The sequence below is a fragment of the Lacisediminihabitans sp. genome (genome assembly GCF_043726815.1).
Taxonomy (GTDB): domain Bacteria; phylum Actinomycetota; class Actinomycetes; order Actinomycetales; family Microbacteriaceae; genus Lacisediminihabitans.
Window position 1 is genome coordinate 1 of record NZ_JAYSJZ010000080.1, and the last position, 16659, is coordinate 16659.

Sequence of the window (16659 nt, forward strand, 5' to 3'; positions counted from 1 at the left end):
CCTGCTCAATTGCACTCGGCCGTCACTAACTGCTCGCTGGCGCCGCCCAGCGAGCAGTTACTGACGGTTGAGTTGGCGGGATCGGCGCGGGTCGGGGCGGGTGGGCGGGATGGGGGCGGGTGGGAGCGGATCGGCGCGCATGGGAGGGGTGGACGCCGATCAGTGCCCGAGCAGCGCCGCCACGATCACCAGCACCGGGATCGATCCGACGGTCGTGATGAACACCGAGTCCCGGGCGAGGATCTCGCCCCTGCCGTAGCGCTGGGCGTAGTTGAACACGTTCTGCGCCGCCGGCAGCGCTGCAAGGGCGACGACGACGAAGAGTTTCTGGCCGACGAGACCGAAGAGGAAGTGGCCGACGGCCCAGGCGACCACGGGCATCACGGCGAGCTTGAGCGCGCTCGCGAGCAGCACATCCCGCCGATTGCTCCCCGCCTGTAACAGCTTCTGGCCGTGCAGCGACATGCCGAAGGCGAGAAGCACCACGGGCACCGCGGCACCGCCGAGCAGCACGAACGGCTGAAGCACCGGCGCCGGCAGGTGCACCCGGGTCACGGCGAGCAGCAGCCCAAGCGCCGATCCGATGATCAACGGATTGGTGAGCGGCTTCAGCACGACGCTGCGCACCGACGCCTTGCCCGTGGTCTGGATGTCGAGGATCGTGAGCGCGATCGGCGTGAACACGAGAAGCTGCAGCAGCACGACCGGGGCGGAGTATGCGGCGCTTCCGAGCACGTACACCGCCACCGGGATGCCGATGTTGTTGGCGTTGACGTAACCGGAGGCGAGAGAACCGATCACGACATCCGCTGCACTGCGGCGCCAGATCAGCCGGGCGACCGCGGAATAGGCCGCGAAGCAGACCACGGCCGCAATCAGCGACACGAGCATGAGCGAGGAGAAGAGCTCGGACACCTGCGCCCTCTCGAGCACCGTGAACAGCAGGCACGGCGAAAGCACGAAGAAGACGACCCGATTAAGCACGAAACCGGCGTGAGGCCCGAGGATCCCGAGCCGGCCGACCAGGTATCCGACAAAGATGATGGACGCGATGATCGCGAAGCCGATCAGTACTCCCGACACCGCTCCACCCCCGCAACTCCTCCAGCGTAGCGGAGGCAATGAGTTCGAAATCTGCGCCCGCTACCATGTCCCCATGAGCAATCGCGGCGAAATCGAGTGCTGGCTGACCGACATGGACGGCGTGCTCGTGCACGAAAATCACCCCCTGCCCGGCGCGGCGGCACTCCTGCAGCAGTGGCGCGACCAGGGCAAACCCTTCCTCGTTCTCACCAACAATTCGATCTTCACCCCCCGGGACCTCAGCGCGCGCCTGAAGGCGTCCGGGCTGGATGTGCCGGAGGAGTTCCTCTGGACGTCCGCCCTCGCGACCGCCGACTTTCTTAAGTCGCAGATGCCGGGCGGCTCCGCCTTCGTCATCGGTGAGGCCGGAATCACCACGGCCCTGCACGAGGCCGGCTTCGTGATGACGGAGAGCGACCCCGACTACGTGGTGGTGGGCGAGACCCGCAACTACTCGTTCGACGCGATCACCAAGGCCATCCGTCTCATCGTGAACGGGGCCCGCTTCATCGTGACCAACCCGGATGCGACCGGCCCCAGCGCCGACGGCCCGATGCCGGCGACCGGAGCCATCGCGGCCCTCATCACGAAGGCCACCGGCAAGGAGCCGTACGTGGTGGGCAAGCCCAACCCCATGATGTTCCGCTCGGCGATGAACAAGATCGGCGCGCACTCCGAGAACACGGGGATGATCGGCGACCGCATGGACACCGACATCGTCGCCGGAATCGAGGCCGGACTGCACACGATCCTGGTGCTCACGGGCATCAGCGACCAGGCCGAGATCGAGCGCTACCCGTTCCGGCCGGACGAGATCCTGGGCGGCGTCGCCGATCTGCTCGAGCCAGAGCCGATCGAGGTCGACATCGACTGAGGGCGGATGGCGCGGCGCCGAGGCTACCCGCCGGCCAGGCTCCCGGTGAGCGGTTCGCCCGACGACCGGTTGACGAAACAGAAGTAGTCGTGCTGGCCGCCCGCCCACTCCTTCTCATTGGCGGCATAGGACGCCTGGATCTGGATGTCGCTGAAGGCGCCAGCCACCGACAGGTTGATCACTCCGGCGGCGGTGCACAGCAGATTGATCTGCGACTTCAGCGCCTCGGCCCCCGGGTAGTCGGACACCGCAGCACCGGTGGGTTTCGGCGCCGGGCTGGCCGAGGCCGCGGGGGCGGCCGTCGCCGGGAAGGTACCCCGACGCACCATCTGGGCCGGATGCGGAGCGGCACAGTCGACGACCGTGAACTTCTCCGCCCAGGGCGACGTGAACGGGTCGAGGCACTCCCCACCGCGAAGCTGGTCCCACTTGTGCTCGCCGACTGCCGCTGGCCCGGCCGCCACCGTGGGCGTCGGCGTGGGAGTCGGCGCGGGCGTCGGACTCGTCGAGACGGCGACCACCGGTGTATTGCCGACCAGGCCGGGGAGCTTGGTGCCGACCACGAACAGCAGCACCAGGGCGAGCAGCGCGACGGCGCCGCCGGCGCACCAGAGGAGGACCCGCTGATTGCGCGAGATCGGCTCTCCGGCCGCGCGGCGCGGCCTGGCCGGGGCGGCGATGGTCGAGTCGGACGGGATGGTCGGAGCGGCGACCGTCGGAGCGGCGGGCGTCGAATAGGCGGGCGTCGAATACGCGCCGAAGGCGGAGGCGGCTGGTGCGCTCGACGGGGGAAGCCCGGTCGCGGGGACGCCGGGCTGGCCGGGGAGGAGCATCGCCTCGGTTTCCGACGCAACGTCGGCGCCGAGCGCCGCGGCGCCAGCACCGAAGATCGCCCCGGGTACGAACGGGCTCGCCACGGTGGGCGCCGGCTCGATCAGCGCTGGCGGCTCCTCGGCCGCCACATCCTCCGCGTCGGGCGACTTGGCCGACCACGGGGTGCCGAAGGGCAGTGTCGGGATGAGGGACTCGTCCTCGTATTCCTTGAACTGGTCCTGGCCGAAGAGGGCGTCGATTCCCGAGTCGTCTGCTTGCTCGCCATCCGTTGACTCGCTCGCACCGATACGTTCGGGCGGCTGCTCGGTGGCCGGCAGCTCCGGAGTAGTCGTCTCCCAGGGCAGCACGACCGTGGGCGGCTCGCCGTGCGAGTGCGGGGCACCGCCGAGGGCGGCATCGATTGCCGGGGGATCGGCGAGGGGGGCCACGGCGTCGGGAGCGGGGTATCCGGAGTCGGCGGGGCTCGGCCGGAACTCGGGCGAGGGCCAGGGCGCCGGCTTCGCTGGAGTGGGCGGGGTCTCGGGCAAGACCGGCGTCTCAGGGAAGACCGGCGTCCCAGGGAAGACCGGCGTCCCAGGAAACGGCGGAGTCGCCGGAACGGACGGCGTCTCAGGGAAGACCGGCGTCCCGGGAAAGACGGGGGTCTGGGGCACGGGCGGCGTCGCCGGAACGGGCGGGATCTCAGGGGCGGGAGTTGTCGGTGCGGGCGGGAAGGGGGACGGCGCGGGGCGCGGCTCGACGGGCGGCGGCATGACGGGCGGCGGCAGCGGCTCAGGCGGAGGAGCCGCGGGAGCGGGAGCAACCGACGGCACGGGAGGCACCGGCTCGGCGGCGGCGGACGGAGTCTCGCCGACCGTCGGAGTGAGCCCCCAGCGGAATCCGCCGGCGGGAGCGGCCGAGTCGGACTCGACCGCACCAAACCCGGGCGCGCTCAGCGACGAGCCGCCCGTGTCGTCCGGCTGCCTCTTTTCTGGCTGCTTCTTTTCCGGCTGCTTCTTTTCTGGCGCCTTGTTCAGCTTGTCGGAGAACCAGTCGAGCGGGTCGTCATTGGCGTCCTCGCCAGTGGGTTCGTCGCTCATGTCACTTCGATAGTCCGAGGTCGGCGAGCCCGATCGCCGCGAGGTACGGATATCCGGCGGCCTCGATGATCTCGCGTGCTCCCGTGTCCCGGTCGACCACGACGGCGACGGCGGCGATCTCGGCCCCCACCTTCTTGAGCGCCTCGATGGCGGCGAGAGGCGATCCGCCGGTCGTCGAGGTGTCCTCGAGCACAATCACACGCTTGCCGGCCAGATCCGGTCCCTCGACCTGGCGACCGCGTCCATGGTCCTTCGGCTCCTTGCGCACGACGAAGGCGTCATAGGCGAGTCCGCGGGCGGCACCCTGGTGCAGGATCGCGGCGGCGACCGGGTCGGCGCCCATCGTCATCCCACCGACCGCGCTCACGTCGGCGACGTCGGCGATGAGGTCGAGCATCACCTGCCCGATCAGCGGCGCTACCCGGTGGTCGAGGCTCACCCGCCGCAGGTCCACGTAGTAGGTGGCCTTCTTACCGCTCGTGAGCGTGAAGTCCCCGTGGAACACGGCATCCGCCGAGATGTGGTCGATGAGCTTCTGGCGTGCGTCAGTCACGCACCCAACTTTAGGGCAGCGGGTGCCGCACCGAAACCGAGGGCGTCGCCGCGCGATCGAACGCGGATGCGCGCATCCACCCCGCCGCGTGCGCCCGCCAACACTCTCGAGGTGCCCGGAATTGTCGCTTCAACGCCAGAGCAGCGACAAAACCGGGCACCTCAGCGCGGCGACGCCGCCGGGCGGCGGGATACGGCGCGGCGACCCGATGCGTCAGCCGGGCGCGGGGGCGGGGGTGGATGGCTGCAGGGCGGATGGGCGCTCGCGCCGCGTCGCGCGCCCCCGCGAACGCCCTCGAGGTGCCCAGAATTGTCGCGTCAGCGCCAGAGAGGCGACAAAACCGGGCACCTCAGCACGGCCGCGGGATGCGGCGGCCGAGCAGGGCGTGCCGGCGGGATGCGGCGGCCGGGCGCGGCGCGGCAGCCCGAGCCCAGGCGGGGTTGGGATGCGGAGAGACGCCGCAAACCAACTAGCGTGGACGACATGCGCGTAGCAACCTGGAATGTGAACTCGATTCGGACCCGGGTCGGCCGGGTCGTGGACTGGCTCGGTCGCGAAGACGTGGACGTGCTGGCGATGCAGGAGATCAAGTGCAAGGAGAGCCAGTTCCCCTTCGACGCCTTCGAGGAGGCGGGGTACGAGGTTGAACTGCACGGCCTCAACCAGTGGAACGGCGTGGCCTTCGCCAGCCGTCTACCGATGGACGACGTGGAGCGCGGGTTCCCCTCCGCCCCGGGGTTCAGCAAGACCGAGATCGACGGCGACCTGCCGCTCGAGGCGCGGGCGATGGCCGTCACTGTCGACAGCGTTCGGCTCTGGAGCCTCTACGTGCCGAACGGACGGAGCCTCGACGACCCGCACCTCGCCTACAAGATCGACTGGCTGGACAGGCTCGCTCAGGACACTCGCCAGTGGCTCGCCGCGAATCCGGAGCAGCCGCTCGCCCTCATGGGCGACTGGAACATCGCCCCCCTCGACACCGACGTCTGGCCCACCTGGGACTTCGCGAACAACACCCACACCTCCGCGCCGGAGCGCGCCGCGTTCGCACAGTTCGAGGCGCTCGGGCTCCAGGATGTCGTGCGCGAGCGGGTGCCGGAGGGATTCACCTTCTGGGACTACCAGCAGCTTCGATTCCCCCGCAATGAGGGCATGCGAATCGACTTCATCCTCGGCTCCAGGCCGTTCGCCGAGCTCGTGACCGGCGCGAGCATCCACCGCGCCGAGCGAAAGGGAGACGCCCCGAGCGACCACGTTCCCGTGGTCGTGGACCTCGACCTGCCGACCCAGGACGATGATGATCGCCCGATGATCTTCTAAAATCACCGTTGTGAGCGAGGCACGAGTCGACCAGACCGAGACGCCGGGTTCCGTTGATGGCACTTTCATCGGCAGCACGGTGGTCAGCCTGGTGTTCAACCAGATCCTCGACGCCGTGCACAACGGCCGCCTCCAGCCCGGCGAGCGGATCAGCGACTCCGAGCTCGCCGAACGCCTCGGCGTTTCCCGCACCCCGGTTCGCGAGGCGCTACAGAGGCTGCGCGAGATCGGGATCATCGAGGCCTCGGCAAGCCGGTTCACCCGCATCGCGGTGGTGAGCCCCGAACAGACCGCGAACGCCATGGTGGTCTGGCTGGCCCTCTACGCGGCCGTCATCACCGAGGTGATTCCCACGGTGTCGCCCGAGGTCGTTGCGGCGATGAGGGCCGACCACGAGAACTTCGTCTCGCTGCTGACCACCGGCGACATGCAGCGGATCGCCACCGCGAATGCGGAGTTCTTCAACCACCTCGTCGAGCTCTCGCGGAATCCCGTGCTCCGGCGCGGCATCCAGTCGGTGGTGCACGTCGTGCGCCTCGGCAGCCTGCACCTCCCCGACCAGATCGACTTTCGTGCCCTCAGCGAGTCGCAGGCCCTGCTGGTGGCGGCGGCTCGCGATCACGACAGGGCGGCGGCCCTGGGCGCCCTCCGCATGCTCGGCACCATCCGAGTTCCGACCGATTGGGACGACACGCCGAAGTGACACCCGAACGGGGGTCGCGTGTCCCCTATAAGGAGGACCAATATACTGCTAGCTTGTAGTCACTGCACGAAAGTGCAAGCACGAACGGTACGAGACGCCAACCCGACGGTTTAATCACCGGGCGGACCGTGCCGACGCGCGCTCTGTCGCCTCTTACCCGGGCGATTCAGCGGACCGGCCCAACCCGAATCAGGCCGGTCCGCTGACGTGTTTAACGGGTGGTTTTCGGGCGCCCGGTGTCAAAAGCATCGTGAGCGCCTACGCTCGAACCATGCCTGATCTCGAACTGCCGGGAGCGAGCCTCTACTACGAGACCGAGGGCCACGTTTCGTCGCCCGCGCTCCTGCTCATCCATGCCGGTGTCGCCACCCTCCGCATGTGGGACGCGATAGTGCCGGCGCTCGCCGCGAACCACTTCGTGATCCGCTACGACGCACGCGGTTACGGCGCGACGACGACGGAGGATGTGGCGTTCTCCGACCGGGACGACGCCATCGACCTGCTCGACCACCTCGGCATCGCCCGGGCCACGGTGATCGGATGCTCGCGCGGCGGTCGCATCGGGATCGACCTGGCCGTGGAGCACCCGGAGCGCGTTGCCGGCCTCGTCACGATCGGATCGGGCCCGAGCGGGTTCCCCGAGACCGAGCTCACGGAGGCCGAAGACGCCATGTTCGACGAGCTGGATGCGGCATTCGCGGCCGAAGACTGGGGCGTGCTTCAAGACCTCGAGGTGAGACTCTGGTCGATCGGCCCCACCAGGGACGAGGCCGACCTCGACCCGGCCTTCGTCGCCGAGGCCTATTCTCTCAACCGCGCGAACGCCGCCCACCGCGGCGAGGGCGCCACCCCCACACCGCTCGACCCTCCCGCCTACGACCGGCTCGTGGACATCGACGTGCCCACGCTCGTGACGGTGGGCGACCACGACCTCTCGATCGTGCTCATCCAGTACGCCTACCTGCTGACCACGATCCCTCACGCGCAGGGACGTCGGTTCCCCCATTCTGCGCACCTTCCGAGCGTCGAGCAGCGGGACGAGTTCGAGGGCGTGCTGCTGACCTGGCTCGCCGAGAAGGGGCTCTGAGCAGGCGGCAGTTGGTAGTTGGCCGGACTGTGGCGCGGGAATCGCGGTAGACGCAGCTTCCCCGCGTCCACCACAACCAAACGGCGCGCAAGCGTCGTTAGGCTGGGGATGAGGCGCCGATTCGTTGCGCCCGCCGATGCCGGAACGGAGGTTACCCATGTCACACGTCACGACGCAGAACGCGATCGTTGGAGAACCCGAGGTGGTGGAGGACCTCCTCTCGGCTCCGGCCTGGCTGTCGCTCAAGTCGGCCGTCGAGGAGTTCCGCACCTTCCAGGTGAAGGATGGCAGCCTACCGAACGAGGCCGACCACGCGCGGGCCCGCGAACTCGTCGCCACGATCACCCGCGACATCCGCTCCCTCTCCGACGCCTTCCCGCACGACACGGACTACCATCTGGCGCTCGCCGAGGACTTCGCCCGCTGGGTCGACGGCGGATTCGGGGTGCCGGACTTCCTGGACTCGCTCGAGGCCTTCCAGCCGCAGAAGTACCGGGTCGACGGCCTGCGGCACCTCGTCGTGTTCCCGATGTACACCCAGAACGGGAGCACGGAGCGGCTCGTGGAGGCGGTGCTGATCGAGGTGATCTGGCCGGAATTCGTGGCCGAGCTCGAGGCGGGCGACTACTCGAACAAGCTGTTCGTGCCGATCCGTTTTCTCGACTTCACCCCGGGCTACGACACCAACTCGGCGGTGCTGTTCCCCGAGACGGTGGCGATGCGCACCGTGCCCACGTTCACCTGGGGCGCGATCTTCGCCGATCGGGAGGCCGCGCGGTTCCGCCGGGTGGTGCGGGCCGCCGCCGAGATCACCAAGCTCGAACTGCCGGCCGACGCGGCGCGGCTGCTGGACGACCAGCACCTCACGGAGGAGACCTTCGTGATGTGGGACCTCATCCACGACCGCACGCACATGCGCGGCGACCTGCCATTCGACCCGTTCATGATCAAGCAGCGCATGCCGTTCTTCCTCTATTCACTCGAGGAGCTGCGCTGCGACCTGACCGCCTACCGCGAGGCGGTGCGGCTGGAGAAGGCGCTCGACGGACTGGCGGAGGCCACCCCGGCGCAGCGGCAGATTCTCGAGCACGCCAAACTCGTGCAGTACGCGGTGCTCTTCGACCGCATCTTCCGCTTCGCGATCAGCGGCAGCCGGGTGCGCAACTACGACGGGCTCGGCGGCCAGCTGCTCTTCGCCTGGCTGCACCAACACCACGTGCTGCACTGGACAGACACCCGTCTCACCATCGACTGGGACGAGGTTCCCGAGGTGGTGATCGCGCTCGGACGCGAGATCGACGACCTCTACTGGCACTCGATCGACCGACCGAAGACGGCGCACTGGCTCGCCGCCTACGACCTGGTCGCCTCGACGCTCACGCCGCATCCGGCGTCCGCCTGGGCGAAGCGGGACCTGCCGCTCGACGGCCCGCCGAAGGGGTTCACCGATGCGGTGCTGGATGACGAGTTCCCGCTCTCGATGTTCTACGAGGCCCTCTCCAAGAAGATGACCGACGTGATCGAGTCGACGGCGGGCATCACCGGCTGAGTCGGCCGCCGAACGCGGACCAGACGGTGCGCCGGATCGCTCCGGCGCACCGTTCTGCATTCAGCGGCTGGCCACCGCGAAGCCGCCCGGACGAAGCACGACACTCGCGACCCCAGTGATGGTGCGCTGTTCGACGAGAACGCCCGAGGCGTCGTAGCTGCGCAGAGTGGCGCGCTGGCCGGCCGTGCCCACCGTGGTTGTCTGCACATCGGTCGATGCCGAGTTCACCAGCTCCGTGAAGCCGTTCGGCCCGGTGAGCGTGAGGCGCGACACGAGCGGCCGAACGATCACGGCGTCGAGCTGCACGGTGCCGCGCGAGGCAGTCACCGAGACGGAGTCGCCGCCGGACGGCATCGAGCGCTGCAGCGTCTGCGGCAGCAGGGCCCCGGGAACGGCGGTGACGCCCTGCGCCCCCACGGCGTGCCGCAGTGTGCCCAGCGTCGAGGTGCCGGCCGTCCAGGCCGAGGTCGCCGAACCCGGGTTCGGCTCGAAGGTGACCGGTTCGAGCAGCCGCGCCCCGGCCGAGGCGCCGAGTTGGATCGTCGCCTTCTGCCCGGTCGCGAGCTGCAGGAAGGCTCCGCCGCCGTACTGCGACTCCCCGGTCCAGGCCGAGGCCGGAGTCACGACAGTGCCGGTGGTGGAGGGCGACGCCTCCGCCTGAACGACGGTGAGGCCGTCCAGACCGGAGCGCACCGGAGTCGCCTGCGCGCGGGCCGCGACATCCGGGTTGGCGTCGAGGGCGAGCATCGAGAGCAGTCCGTGGATGGTGCTCTCCGCCCCGCTCCCGTGGTTGACAGTGCCATCGGCCTGCACGCCGTCGAAGGTCACCCCGGTGGCCGGGTCATAGACCGGCTTTCCCGAGGCGTTGGCCCCGAAGAACCAGGCGCCCATCATGCCGGCGAGCTCGCGGATGCCCGGCCGTCGCGCGGCATCGGCCACGGCGAGCAGGGACTGCAGTCGCGAATCCGCGCCATAGGCGATCTGGGTGTGGTCGACGGGGGTCGGGAACCAGCCGTTGTCCGGACCGCCGGCGGTGAGCAGGGTGGTGGTGAACGACACCGAGTCGGCGATCGCGGGCTTCAGCAGGCCCTTGTCACCGAGCGCGACGGACGCCCGGGCGAGCGCCGCCGGCATCTGGGACGACCACGCGTGCCACATGCTGCGGGACTGCGTCCACGGAAGGATCGCGCCGTACGGCCAGCTCTGGGTGTCGCCGGAGCCCATCGCGGCGATGCCCTTCGACAGCTTCGACAGGGCGGATCGGGCGGCGGAGTCGCGCGGCACGGCCGTCGAGTAGGCGGAAAGCCCGAGCACCGCCTCGGCGGAGGCGTCGGCGCCGCCGGCGATGAGCCAGGCCGGCACCTTCACGCCGTCGGCCACCTCGTACTGGCCGAACTTGTTCAGAACCTGGCGATCGAGGGCGGCCACTCCGAGTCGCAGGCGCTGCTGCAGGAACGACGCGAAGGCCGGGTCGCTCGAGGCGAAGTCCGCGTAGCCCTCGCCGAACGCCCACAGGCTGCGGGCGAGCCAGTAGCTGTCGCCGCTGTCGGAGGGGTTGGGGAGCTCGACCGGCGTGGGGCTCGGGTTGAGGGTGCCGTCCGGCTGCATCCACAGCACCACGTTGCCGGCGTTGGGGCCGGTCGAGGTCTGCAGGTAGGCGAGGGACCGCAGAAGCTCGTACGCCGAGTTCTTGCTCGAGGTCGCGCCGGTCTGCTTCCAGTGGCGCAGGTACACCACCGCCGCGCGGGAGATGTCGTCGGCGTTGTACGCGCCCTGACCCCAGTGCCCGGTGGCTGGGTCGAGCGGGCCGCCGCCCACCCGGGCGAACGTGCCGCCGTCACGAGGATCGGCGTAGGTCCACGGCATCGTGAGCTTCGGCTGGTCGGCGAGCCTGTATGTCGTGTGCCCGTCGATGGCCGCCGGGGCCGCCGTGTCGAGCAGGAAGTCGAGATGGGCGAGGTTGGTGAGCGGTGGCGGGGCGGCGATCGCGGGAGTCGAGCCGAGCGCGAGACCTCCGGTCACGGCGATCGCGGTGAGCACGGCGATGAGGCGCCGGGTTGTCAGGTTCTTCATTGAATCCGTCCTTTGTTTTTCGGTCGGGGAGGCCGGGCGGCCGTCCGCCGCCGTGGCTCATGGCCACTGCGGCGGACGGCGCTCACGGTCGGCTGCTACACGTGGTCGATCCGGGCCACACCGATCTTGGAGTCGGCCATGCCGTAGAACACGAAGAGCTGCCCGTCGATCTCCTCGATCGCGGTCGGGAAGACCACGTTCGGCACGATCCCGCTGCGCTCGTCGTCGGTCTCCGGGGACAGCAGCGGCTCGGTGGTGCGCGCGATCACCTTGGTCGGGTCCGCGGCGTCGAGGATCATGCCGCCGGCCGCGTAGTTCACCTTCTGCTGCTGCGAGAACGCGTTGTCGATCACGCCGGTGACTCCGTGGTAGAGCACGAGCCATCCCTCGGCCACGCGCACGGGCGGCGGGCCGCCACCGATCTTGAGCTCCTCGAACGGGGCCTCTGGCGCGGCGAGGAGCCTGTGCCCGCGCCAGTTGACGATCGAGCGGATGTCGGCGAGCACGTCGGCGACGGGAACGAAGCTGATCCAGATACTCTGGCGCTGGTCGGTGACGCCGGCCGGCTTCCACAGGCCCTCGCCCGAGCGGATCTCACCCAGGTCCCACATCGGGCGGTGCAGAACCGCGAAGCTCTCCACGCCATCCGGGGCCGTGACGGGCTCGGGGAAGAAGACCGTGTCCTTGTTGTGGAACATGTTGAGGTCGATGTCGAGGGCGTCGTCGTAGGCGAAGAGCGCCGGGCCGAGCCGGGTCCACTCACGCAGGTCGGTGGAGGTGGCGATGGCCGTGCGCGGGCCGAGGGGGCCGAACGCCACGTAGGTCATCACGTGCAGGCCGAGCCGCAGGATGAACGTGACCCGCGGGTCTTCGACGCCCGAGTTGTGCGCGCCGTTCTCCCAGGCCCGATCCGGCGCGAGCACGATGCCCTCGCGCTCGACTCCGACCGGCACGCCATTCTCGATCACCACGGCGGCCAGGCCCACGCGGCTCACATTGCCGGTGGCGACCAGCCGCGGAAGAAGATAGAGCTTGCCGTCCGGGCCGTGTCCGGTCGCGGGGTTGAGCACCCCCTCGGCCTCGAGCGAATTGCCCTCTTCTGGCGTCATGATCACACCGGCGCGGGTGAGCGAATAGGGGAAGGGATGGGACATGGTCAACCTTTCACGCCCGAACCGATATTGGTCGAGACGAAGTACCGCTGGAACACGATGAACAGAACGACGACGGGCGCCGCCAGGACGACGGCACCCGCGAGGGTGGCGCCGAACGGATTGGACGCCGACGCTGCGACGTTGGAGATGTAGTTGGCCAGGGAGACGGCGAGCGGCTGCAGGCTCGCCTCCTTGGTCACCAGGAAGGGCCAGAGGAACTCGTTCCACGGACCGATGAAGGTCAGCAGCACCACGGTGATGATGGCCGGGCGCACCAGGGGAATCGCGATCCCCCAGAGCAGCCGGAGTTCGCTCGCCCCGTCGATCCGCGCGGCCTCGAAGAGCTCCTTCGGCAGCTGCAGGAAGTACTGCCGGAAGATCACGACCGCGGTGGAGTTGATGAAGAACGGCAGGATCATGCCCAGGTAGTTGTCGGCGAGGCCGTAGTCACGCGCGATGAGCACGTACAGCGGGATCATGAGCAGCTGGAACGGGATGACCTGCACCAGCAGCGCGAGAGCGAAGGTGACCCCGCGACCCCGCCACTGCAGCACGGCGAGGGCATACCCGGCGAGCAGCCCGAAGACCATGGTCCCGATCAGCACTCCGCCGGTGAAGATACCCGAGTTGAGCAGCCCCTGGAAGAGGTTGATCCGGTCGTTGATCTGCACGTAGTTCTCGCCGGTGATGTTGGCGATGTTGGGGAACGCCCCCGCCACCGAGGGGTCGGGCTTCGCCTGCAGCGATCCGATCACCATGTAGTAGAAGGGGAAGAGGAAGGCGAGGGCGCCGATGGCGAGAACGACGCCGCGAAGGATGTACGCGCGACGCGACATCCGAGTGTGTGAGAACAGTTGCTTTGCCATCAGTCATTCCCTCCCGCGAAGCGGTTCTGCAGCCAGGCGATGCCCAGCACCACGATGACCAGCACGACGCCGATGGCGGCCGCGGTGTCCGGGTGGCCCTGTTGTAGACCGTCCTGGTACATGATCAGCACCGGCGAGGCGGATGCCCCGTTGGGTCCGCCGCCTCCGGTGAGGAGGTACGGCTCGGTGAACAGGTTCGCCCCGGTCACGGTGGAGACGAGCAGCACCAGCACGGTGGCCGGTCGCACGCCCGGCACCGTCACCGAGAAGAAGCTGCGCACGGCGCCCGCCCCGTCGGTGGACGCCGATTCGTAGAGCTCCTGCGGCACCGCCTGGAGCGCCGCAAGGTAGAGCAGGATGTAGAAGCCAAGCTGTTTCCAGGTGACGAACAACGCAATGGACGGCATAGCCCAGTGTTCGTTCACCAGCCACGACGGACTGGGGGCCAGCGGCCCGAGTACCTGGTTGACGATGCCGTTGCCGTTGAAGAGGAAGAGCCAGACCGCCACCACCGCGACGCTCGCCGTGAGGTACGGCACGTAGAAACTCACCCGGAGGAACGCCCGGAAGCGCGTCACCTTGTTGAGCGCGCTGGCCAGCAGCAGCGACAGCACCACCGTCAGCGGCACATTGATCAGCAGGAAGATCCCCACATTGCCGAACGAGCGGATGACCGCCGGGTCGGTGAACGCCGTGACGTAGTTCTCCAGGCCGACGAACGGACGATCCACCTGCGCCCCGGGGGCCGCGAAGAAGAAGTCATGGAACGAGATCCACACGGAATAGACGAGCGGATACGCGAAGACCAGGATCACGAACACCAGGTACGGCGCGCTGAACAGCAGACCGAGGGGATTCTTGCCGAGGAACGGCCGGCGCCGTTTGCGCTTGCCGCCCTCCGGCGGTCGTGAGACCGCCGGAGGCGTCAGGGTGGAGGTCATGACTACTTCTGCTTCGCGATCGTGTCGATCTTCGAAGCGGCGGCCTTCAGGGCGCTCTTCACGTCGCCGCTGCCGGTGACGACGGTCTTCGTCCAGGCGTCACGGAAGGCCTGGAGCATCTCGACGGTGTTCGGGCCCGGGGGCACCTCCACCGTGCGGGAGGCCTGGTCGCCGAACGCCTTGTACGTCGGGTTCTTCTCGAAGTAGCTCGCGTAGGTGGTCTGCAGGTCCTTGCGGAGCGGCATCTGACCAGTCAGCTCGAGGAGCTTCTGGTCCTGCGCCTTGCTGGTCGAGAACTTGAGTACATCCCACGCGGTGCCCTGCGCCTTGCAGGCGGAGTAGAGACCGATGTTCTTGGCGTCGCTGAAGGTCCAGGTCTTGTTGGCCGGCGTGCCGTCCTTGGTGGGCACGGGCACCGATCCCCAGTTCACGTCCTTGTAGACGGACACGGCCCACGGGCCGACGATGGCCATGGCCGAGTTGCCGGCCGCGAACGAGTCCCCGGTGTACTGCTCGGGGCTCGACAGCTTGTCCTTGTACATCGTCTGCCAGAAGTCAGCCACGTCGTAGCCGGCCTGGTTCGCGAAGGTCGACTTGTTGTCCTGCACGATCTGCTTGCCGTTGGTCGCGGCGGCGTAGAGCGGGTAGAAGTCGAACTGGGTCTGGAAGAACTCGCTGGTCGGTGCGGGCTGGATGGCCACCTTGGAGACTCCGGCGGCCACGAGCTTCTTCGAGGTGTCGATGAAGTCGGCGTAGGTGGAGAGCTTCGGGTTCTCGGGGTCGAGGCCCGCCTTGGTGAACATGTCCTTGTTGTAGAAGATCACGACGGGGTTCGACTTCCAGGGCATCTGGAAGTAGTCGCCGGCGGTGTTCTTGTACTGCTCGGCGACCTTGCCGCTGCGCGCCTCGATGTAGGCGGATCCGCCGGAGATCTTCGACAGGTCGACGAGGCCGCCCTGCTTCTCGAACTGGCCGACCGCGGCGGGCGCCGTGTTGTAGATGAGGCAGGGGGCGTTTCCGGCGGCGATGGCGGCGCCGATCACTTCCTCGCTGCTCTTGCCGGCCGGGATCTCCTGGCCCTTGACCTGCTCCTTGGGGTGTGTGGCGTTCCAGGCCGCCACCATCTGCTTGCCCCAGGCAACCTCTTGCTCGTTGTTGGAGTACCAGATGGTGATGGGTCCATGCTTGGCCGTGGAGCTTGTCGTCGCTCCCCCGCTGCACGCGGTGAGCGCGAGCGCGGCGGTCAGAAGTACCGACGCGCCGATGACTGTTCGTCTCTGCACAGTCTTTCCTTTCAATAGTCCGACGGCGACTCCGCCGTCGGTGTTGTTGTGGTGGTGGAAGGGATGGTCTGGGGGGCTGTCAGCGGATGGTCCTGGGCGGAGCGGTGGACATCCGCACCAGCAGCTGGGCCGCCGGGAGGTCGATGTCGTGTACGTCGTCGTCGCCGATGACCGACTTGAGCAGCAGCTCGGCGGCGGCGCGCCCCCACTCGAGCACGGGGGTGGTCACCGTGGTGAGCGAGGGGTAGAGGTAGGCGCCGATGTCGCTGCCGTCGAATCCGGTGATGGAGAGGTCGTCCGGCACGCGGAGACCGCGCCGCTGGGCGACCCCGAGGCCGGCAATAGCCATGAGGTCGTTTGCGAAGACGATGGCGGTCGGCGGCTCATCGAGGTCGAGCAGCGCCGCGGTCATCTCGGCGCCGCCCGCCGCGCTGAAGTCGGTCTCGACCACGAGGTCGCTCGCGAGACCGAGGGCGCGAAGGGCATTGGTGAAGGACTGGCTGCGACGGTCTCCGTGCAGCATCGACGAGGGTCCGGCCACGTGCGCGATGCGCCGGTGCCCGAGTTCGGCGAGATGCTCGACGGCGGAGTGGATGCCGGGCCCGTCATCCACGGCCACAGCGGGAAAGCTGGACTCCACATCCGGGTGCCCAAGGGTGACGGCCTTGAGTCGCAGCTCCTCGAGCAGGGCGATTCTGGGGTCGTTGCGTCGCAGGTCCGTGAGGATCACGCCGTCGACCCGGTCATGGGCGGCGAGCTGCCGGTAGCTCGCGACCTCCGCCTCCTCGTCCGACACCATGCTCACGACGAGGGCCTGGCCGGCGGGGGCGAGCGCGCCCTCGATGCCGGCGATGAACGCGGGGAAGAACGGGTCGCTCGAGATGATCTCGGGATCCCGGGCGATCACGAGGCCGAGGGCGAATGACCGGTCGGTGCTCAGGGACCGTGCCCGCACGCTCGGCCGCCAGCCGAGCGCGTTGGCCACGGAGAGGATGCGGTCGCGGGTCTCCGCGGCGACCCCTGGCCGGTCGTTGAGGGCGAAAGACACGAGCCCCTTGCTCACGCCGGCCTCGCGGGCCACGTCCGCGATCGTCGGTCGAATCGTCATTGGGGCCTCCGCGTTGAGTGCCGGGCTGTGTCTTAACCGGTTTAGAAGGACTCTATACCGGTTTAGTTTGCAAGGCAAGCCGTTTTCGATACGCGTCGACACCCGTCACCCCACACACTCCCGTTCTGCAGGACAGCCCCGCCCCGCCAACC

General features: G+C 68.5%; 14 protein-coding genes. 5 read left to right on the forward strand and 9 right to left on the reverse strand.

All coding sequences use genetic code 11. From position 1 onward, the window contains the following. Positions 1–159 precede the first annotated feature (159 nt). The gene (locus ACHZD8_RS12550) at positions 160–1083 is read right to left on the reverse strand and encodes an AEC family transporter (RefSeq protein ID WP_394770766.1); all 924 of its coding nucleotides are present in this window, start codon (positions 1081–1083) and stop codon (positions 160–162) included. Positions 1084–1156: 73 nt separating this feature from the next. On the opposite strand from ACHZD8_RS12550, the gene ACHZD8_RS12555 reads away from it, so the two are divergent. Next, positions 1157–1957: an HAD-IIA family hydrolase gene (locus tag ACHZD8_RS12555; RefSeq protein ID WP_394770767.1), complete on the forward strand. Its 801-nt coding sequence runs from the start codon at positions 1157–1159 to the stop codon at positions 1955–1957. 23 nt (positions 1958–1980) lie between these two features. Here ACHZD8_RS12555 and ACHZD8_RS12560 read toward each other — a convergent pair whose 3' ends face one another. Further along, entirely contained in the window at positions 1981–3870 is a 1890-nt protein-coding gene (locus tag ACHZD8_RS12560; RefSeq protein ID WP_394770768.1) for a hypothetical protein, read from the reverse strand. A 1-nt stretch (position 3871) separates the two neighbouring features. Further along, entirely contained in the window at positions 3872–4423 is a 552-nt protein-coding gene (gene pyrE / locus ACHZD8_RS12565) for an orotate phosphoribosyltransferase (protein ID WP_147784841.1), read from the reverse strand. A 483-nt stretch (positions 4424–4906) separates the two neighbouring features. Here pyrE and ACHZD8_RS12570 point away from each other — a divergent pair, with 483 nt between their 5' ends. The 4 genes from ACHZD8_RS12570 to ACHZD8_RS12585 all read left to right on the forward strand — a co-directional run bounded on the left by ACHZD8_RS12570 (position 4907) and on the right by ACHZD8_RS12585 (position 9082). Then, complete coding sequence (locus ACHZD8_RS12570; RefSeq protein ID WP_394770769.1) at positions 4907–5743, forward strand: exodeoxyribonuclease III; 837 nt, start codon at positions 4907–4909, stop codon at positions 5741–5743. A 10-nt stretch (positions 5744–5753) separates the two neighbouring features. Then, a complete protein-coding gene (locus tag ACHZD8_RS12575) occupies positions 5754–6446 on the forward strand; it encodes a GntR family transcriptional regulator (RefSeq protein ID WP_394770770.1) in 693 nt (230 codons plus the stop codon). A gap of 271 nt (positions 6447–6717) precedes the next feature. Beyond that, the gene (locus tag ACHZD8_RS12580) at positions 6718–7533 is read left to right on the forward strand and encodes an alpha/beta fold hydrolase (protein ID WP_394770771.1); all 816 of its coding nucleotides are present in this window, start codon (positions 6718–6720) and stop codon (positions 7531–7533) included. Positions 7534–7690: 157 nt separating this feature from the next. After that, the gene (locus ACHZD8_RS12585; protein ID WP_394770772.1) at positions 7691–9082 is read left to right on the forward strand and encodes a DUF6421 family protein; all 1392 of its coding nucleotides are present in this window, start codon (positions 7691–7693) and stop codon (positions 9080–9082) included. Positions 9083–9142: 60 nt separating this feature from the next. On the opposite strand, the gene ACHZD8_RS12590 is transcribed toward ACHZD8_RS12585, so the two are convergent. From ACHZD8_RS12590 to ACHZD8_RS12615, 6 genes are all read right to left on the reverse strand, one after another. After that, positions 9143–11155, reverse strand: a complete 2013-nt coding sequence (locus ACHZD8_RS12590) for a hypothetical protein (protein ID WP_394770773.1) — start codon at positions 11153–11155, stop codon at positions 9143–9145. 95 nt (positions 11156–11250) lie between these two features. Continuing rightward, the gene (locus ACHZD8_RS12595; RefSeq protein ID WP_394770774.1) at positions 11251–12309 is read right to left on the reverse strand and encodes a glycosidase; all 1059 of its coding nucleotides are present in this window, start codon (positions 12307–12309) and stop codon (positions 11251–11253) included. Positions 12310–12311: 2 nt separating this feature from the next. After that, positions 12312–13145 (reverse strand): carbohydrate ABC transporter permease, encoded by an 834-nt coding sequence (locus tag ACHZD8_RS12600; RefSeq protein WP_394770802.1) that lies wholly within the window; start codon positions 13143–13145, stop codon positions 12312–12314. A 29-nt stretch (positions 13146–13174) separates the two neighbouring features. Next, positions 13175–14116, reverse strand: a complete 942-nt coding sequence (locus tag ACHZD8_RS12605) for a carbohydrate ABC transporter permease (protein WP_394770775.1) — start codon at positions 14114–14116, stop codon at positions 13175–13177. Positions 14117–14118: 2 nt separating this feature from the next. Next, a complete protein-coding gene (locus ACHZD8_RS12610; protein ID WP_394770776.1) occupies positions 14119–15399 on the reverse strand; it encodes an extracellular solute-binding protein in 1281 nt (426 codons plus the stop codon). A gap of 79 nt (positions 15400–15478) precedes the next feature. Next, on the reverse strand, positions 15479–16507 hold the full coding sequence (locus ACHZD8_RS12615) for a LacI family DNA-binding transcriptional regulator (RefSeq protein ID WP_394770777.1): 1029 nt from the start codon (positions 16505–16507) through the stop codon (positions 15479–15481). Positions 16508–16659: the final 152 nt, after the last annotated feature.

What these genes read in the sequence shown, in the direction of transcription:
- ACHZD8_RS12570 (WP_394770769.1), top strand. Translation starts at nt 4,907, where the DNA reads ATGCGCGTAGCAACCTGGAATGTGAACTCGATTCGGACCCGGGTCGGC.
- ACHZD8_RS12560 (WP_394770768.1), bottom strand. Translation starts at nt 3,870, where the DNA reads ATGAGCGACGAACCCACTGGCGAGGACGCCAATGACGACCCGCTCGAC.
- ACHZD8_RS12605 (WP_394770775.1), bottom strand. Translation starts at nt 14,116, where the DNA reads ATGACCTCCACCCTGACGCCTCCGGCGGTCTCACGACCGCCGGAGGGC.
- ACHZD8_RS12600 (WP_394770802.1), bottom strand. Translation starts at nt 13,145, where the DNA reads ATGTCGCGTCGCGCGTACATCCTTCGCGGCGTCGTTCTCGCCATCGGC.
- ACHZD8_RS12595 (WP_394770774.1), bottom strand. Translation starts at nt 12,309, where the DNA reads ATGTCCCATCCCTTCCCCTATTCGCTCACCCGCGCCGGTGTGATCATG.
- ACHZD8_RS12555 (WP_394770767.1), top strand. Translation starts at nt 1,157, where the DNA reads ATGAGCAATCGCGGCGAAATCGAGTGCTGGCTGACCGACATGGACGGC.
- ACHZD8_RS12580 (WP_394770771.1), top strand. Translation starts at nt 6,718, where the DNA reads ATGCCTGATCTCGAACTGCCGGGAGCGAGCCTCTACTACGAGACCGAG.
- ACHZD8_RS12585 (WP_394770772.1), top strand. Translation starts at nt 7,691, where the DNA reads ATGTCACACGTCACGACGCAGAACGCGATCGTTGGAGAACCCGAGGTG.
- ACHZD8_RS12615 (WP_394770777.1), bottom strand. Translation starts at nt 16,507, where the DNA reads ATGACGATTCGACCGACGATCGCGGACGTGGCCCGCGAGGCCGGCGTG.
- ACHZD8_RS12590 (WP_394770773.1), bottom strand. Translation starts at nt 11,155, where the DNA reads ATGAAGAACCTGACAACCCGGCGCCTCATCGCCGTGCTCACCGCGATC.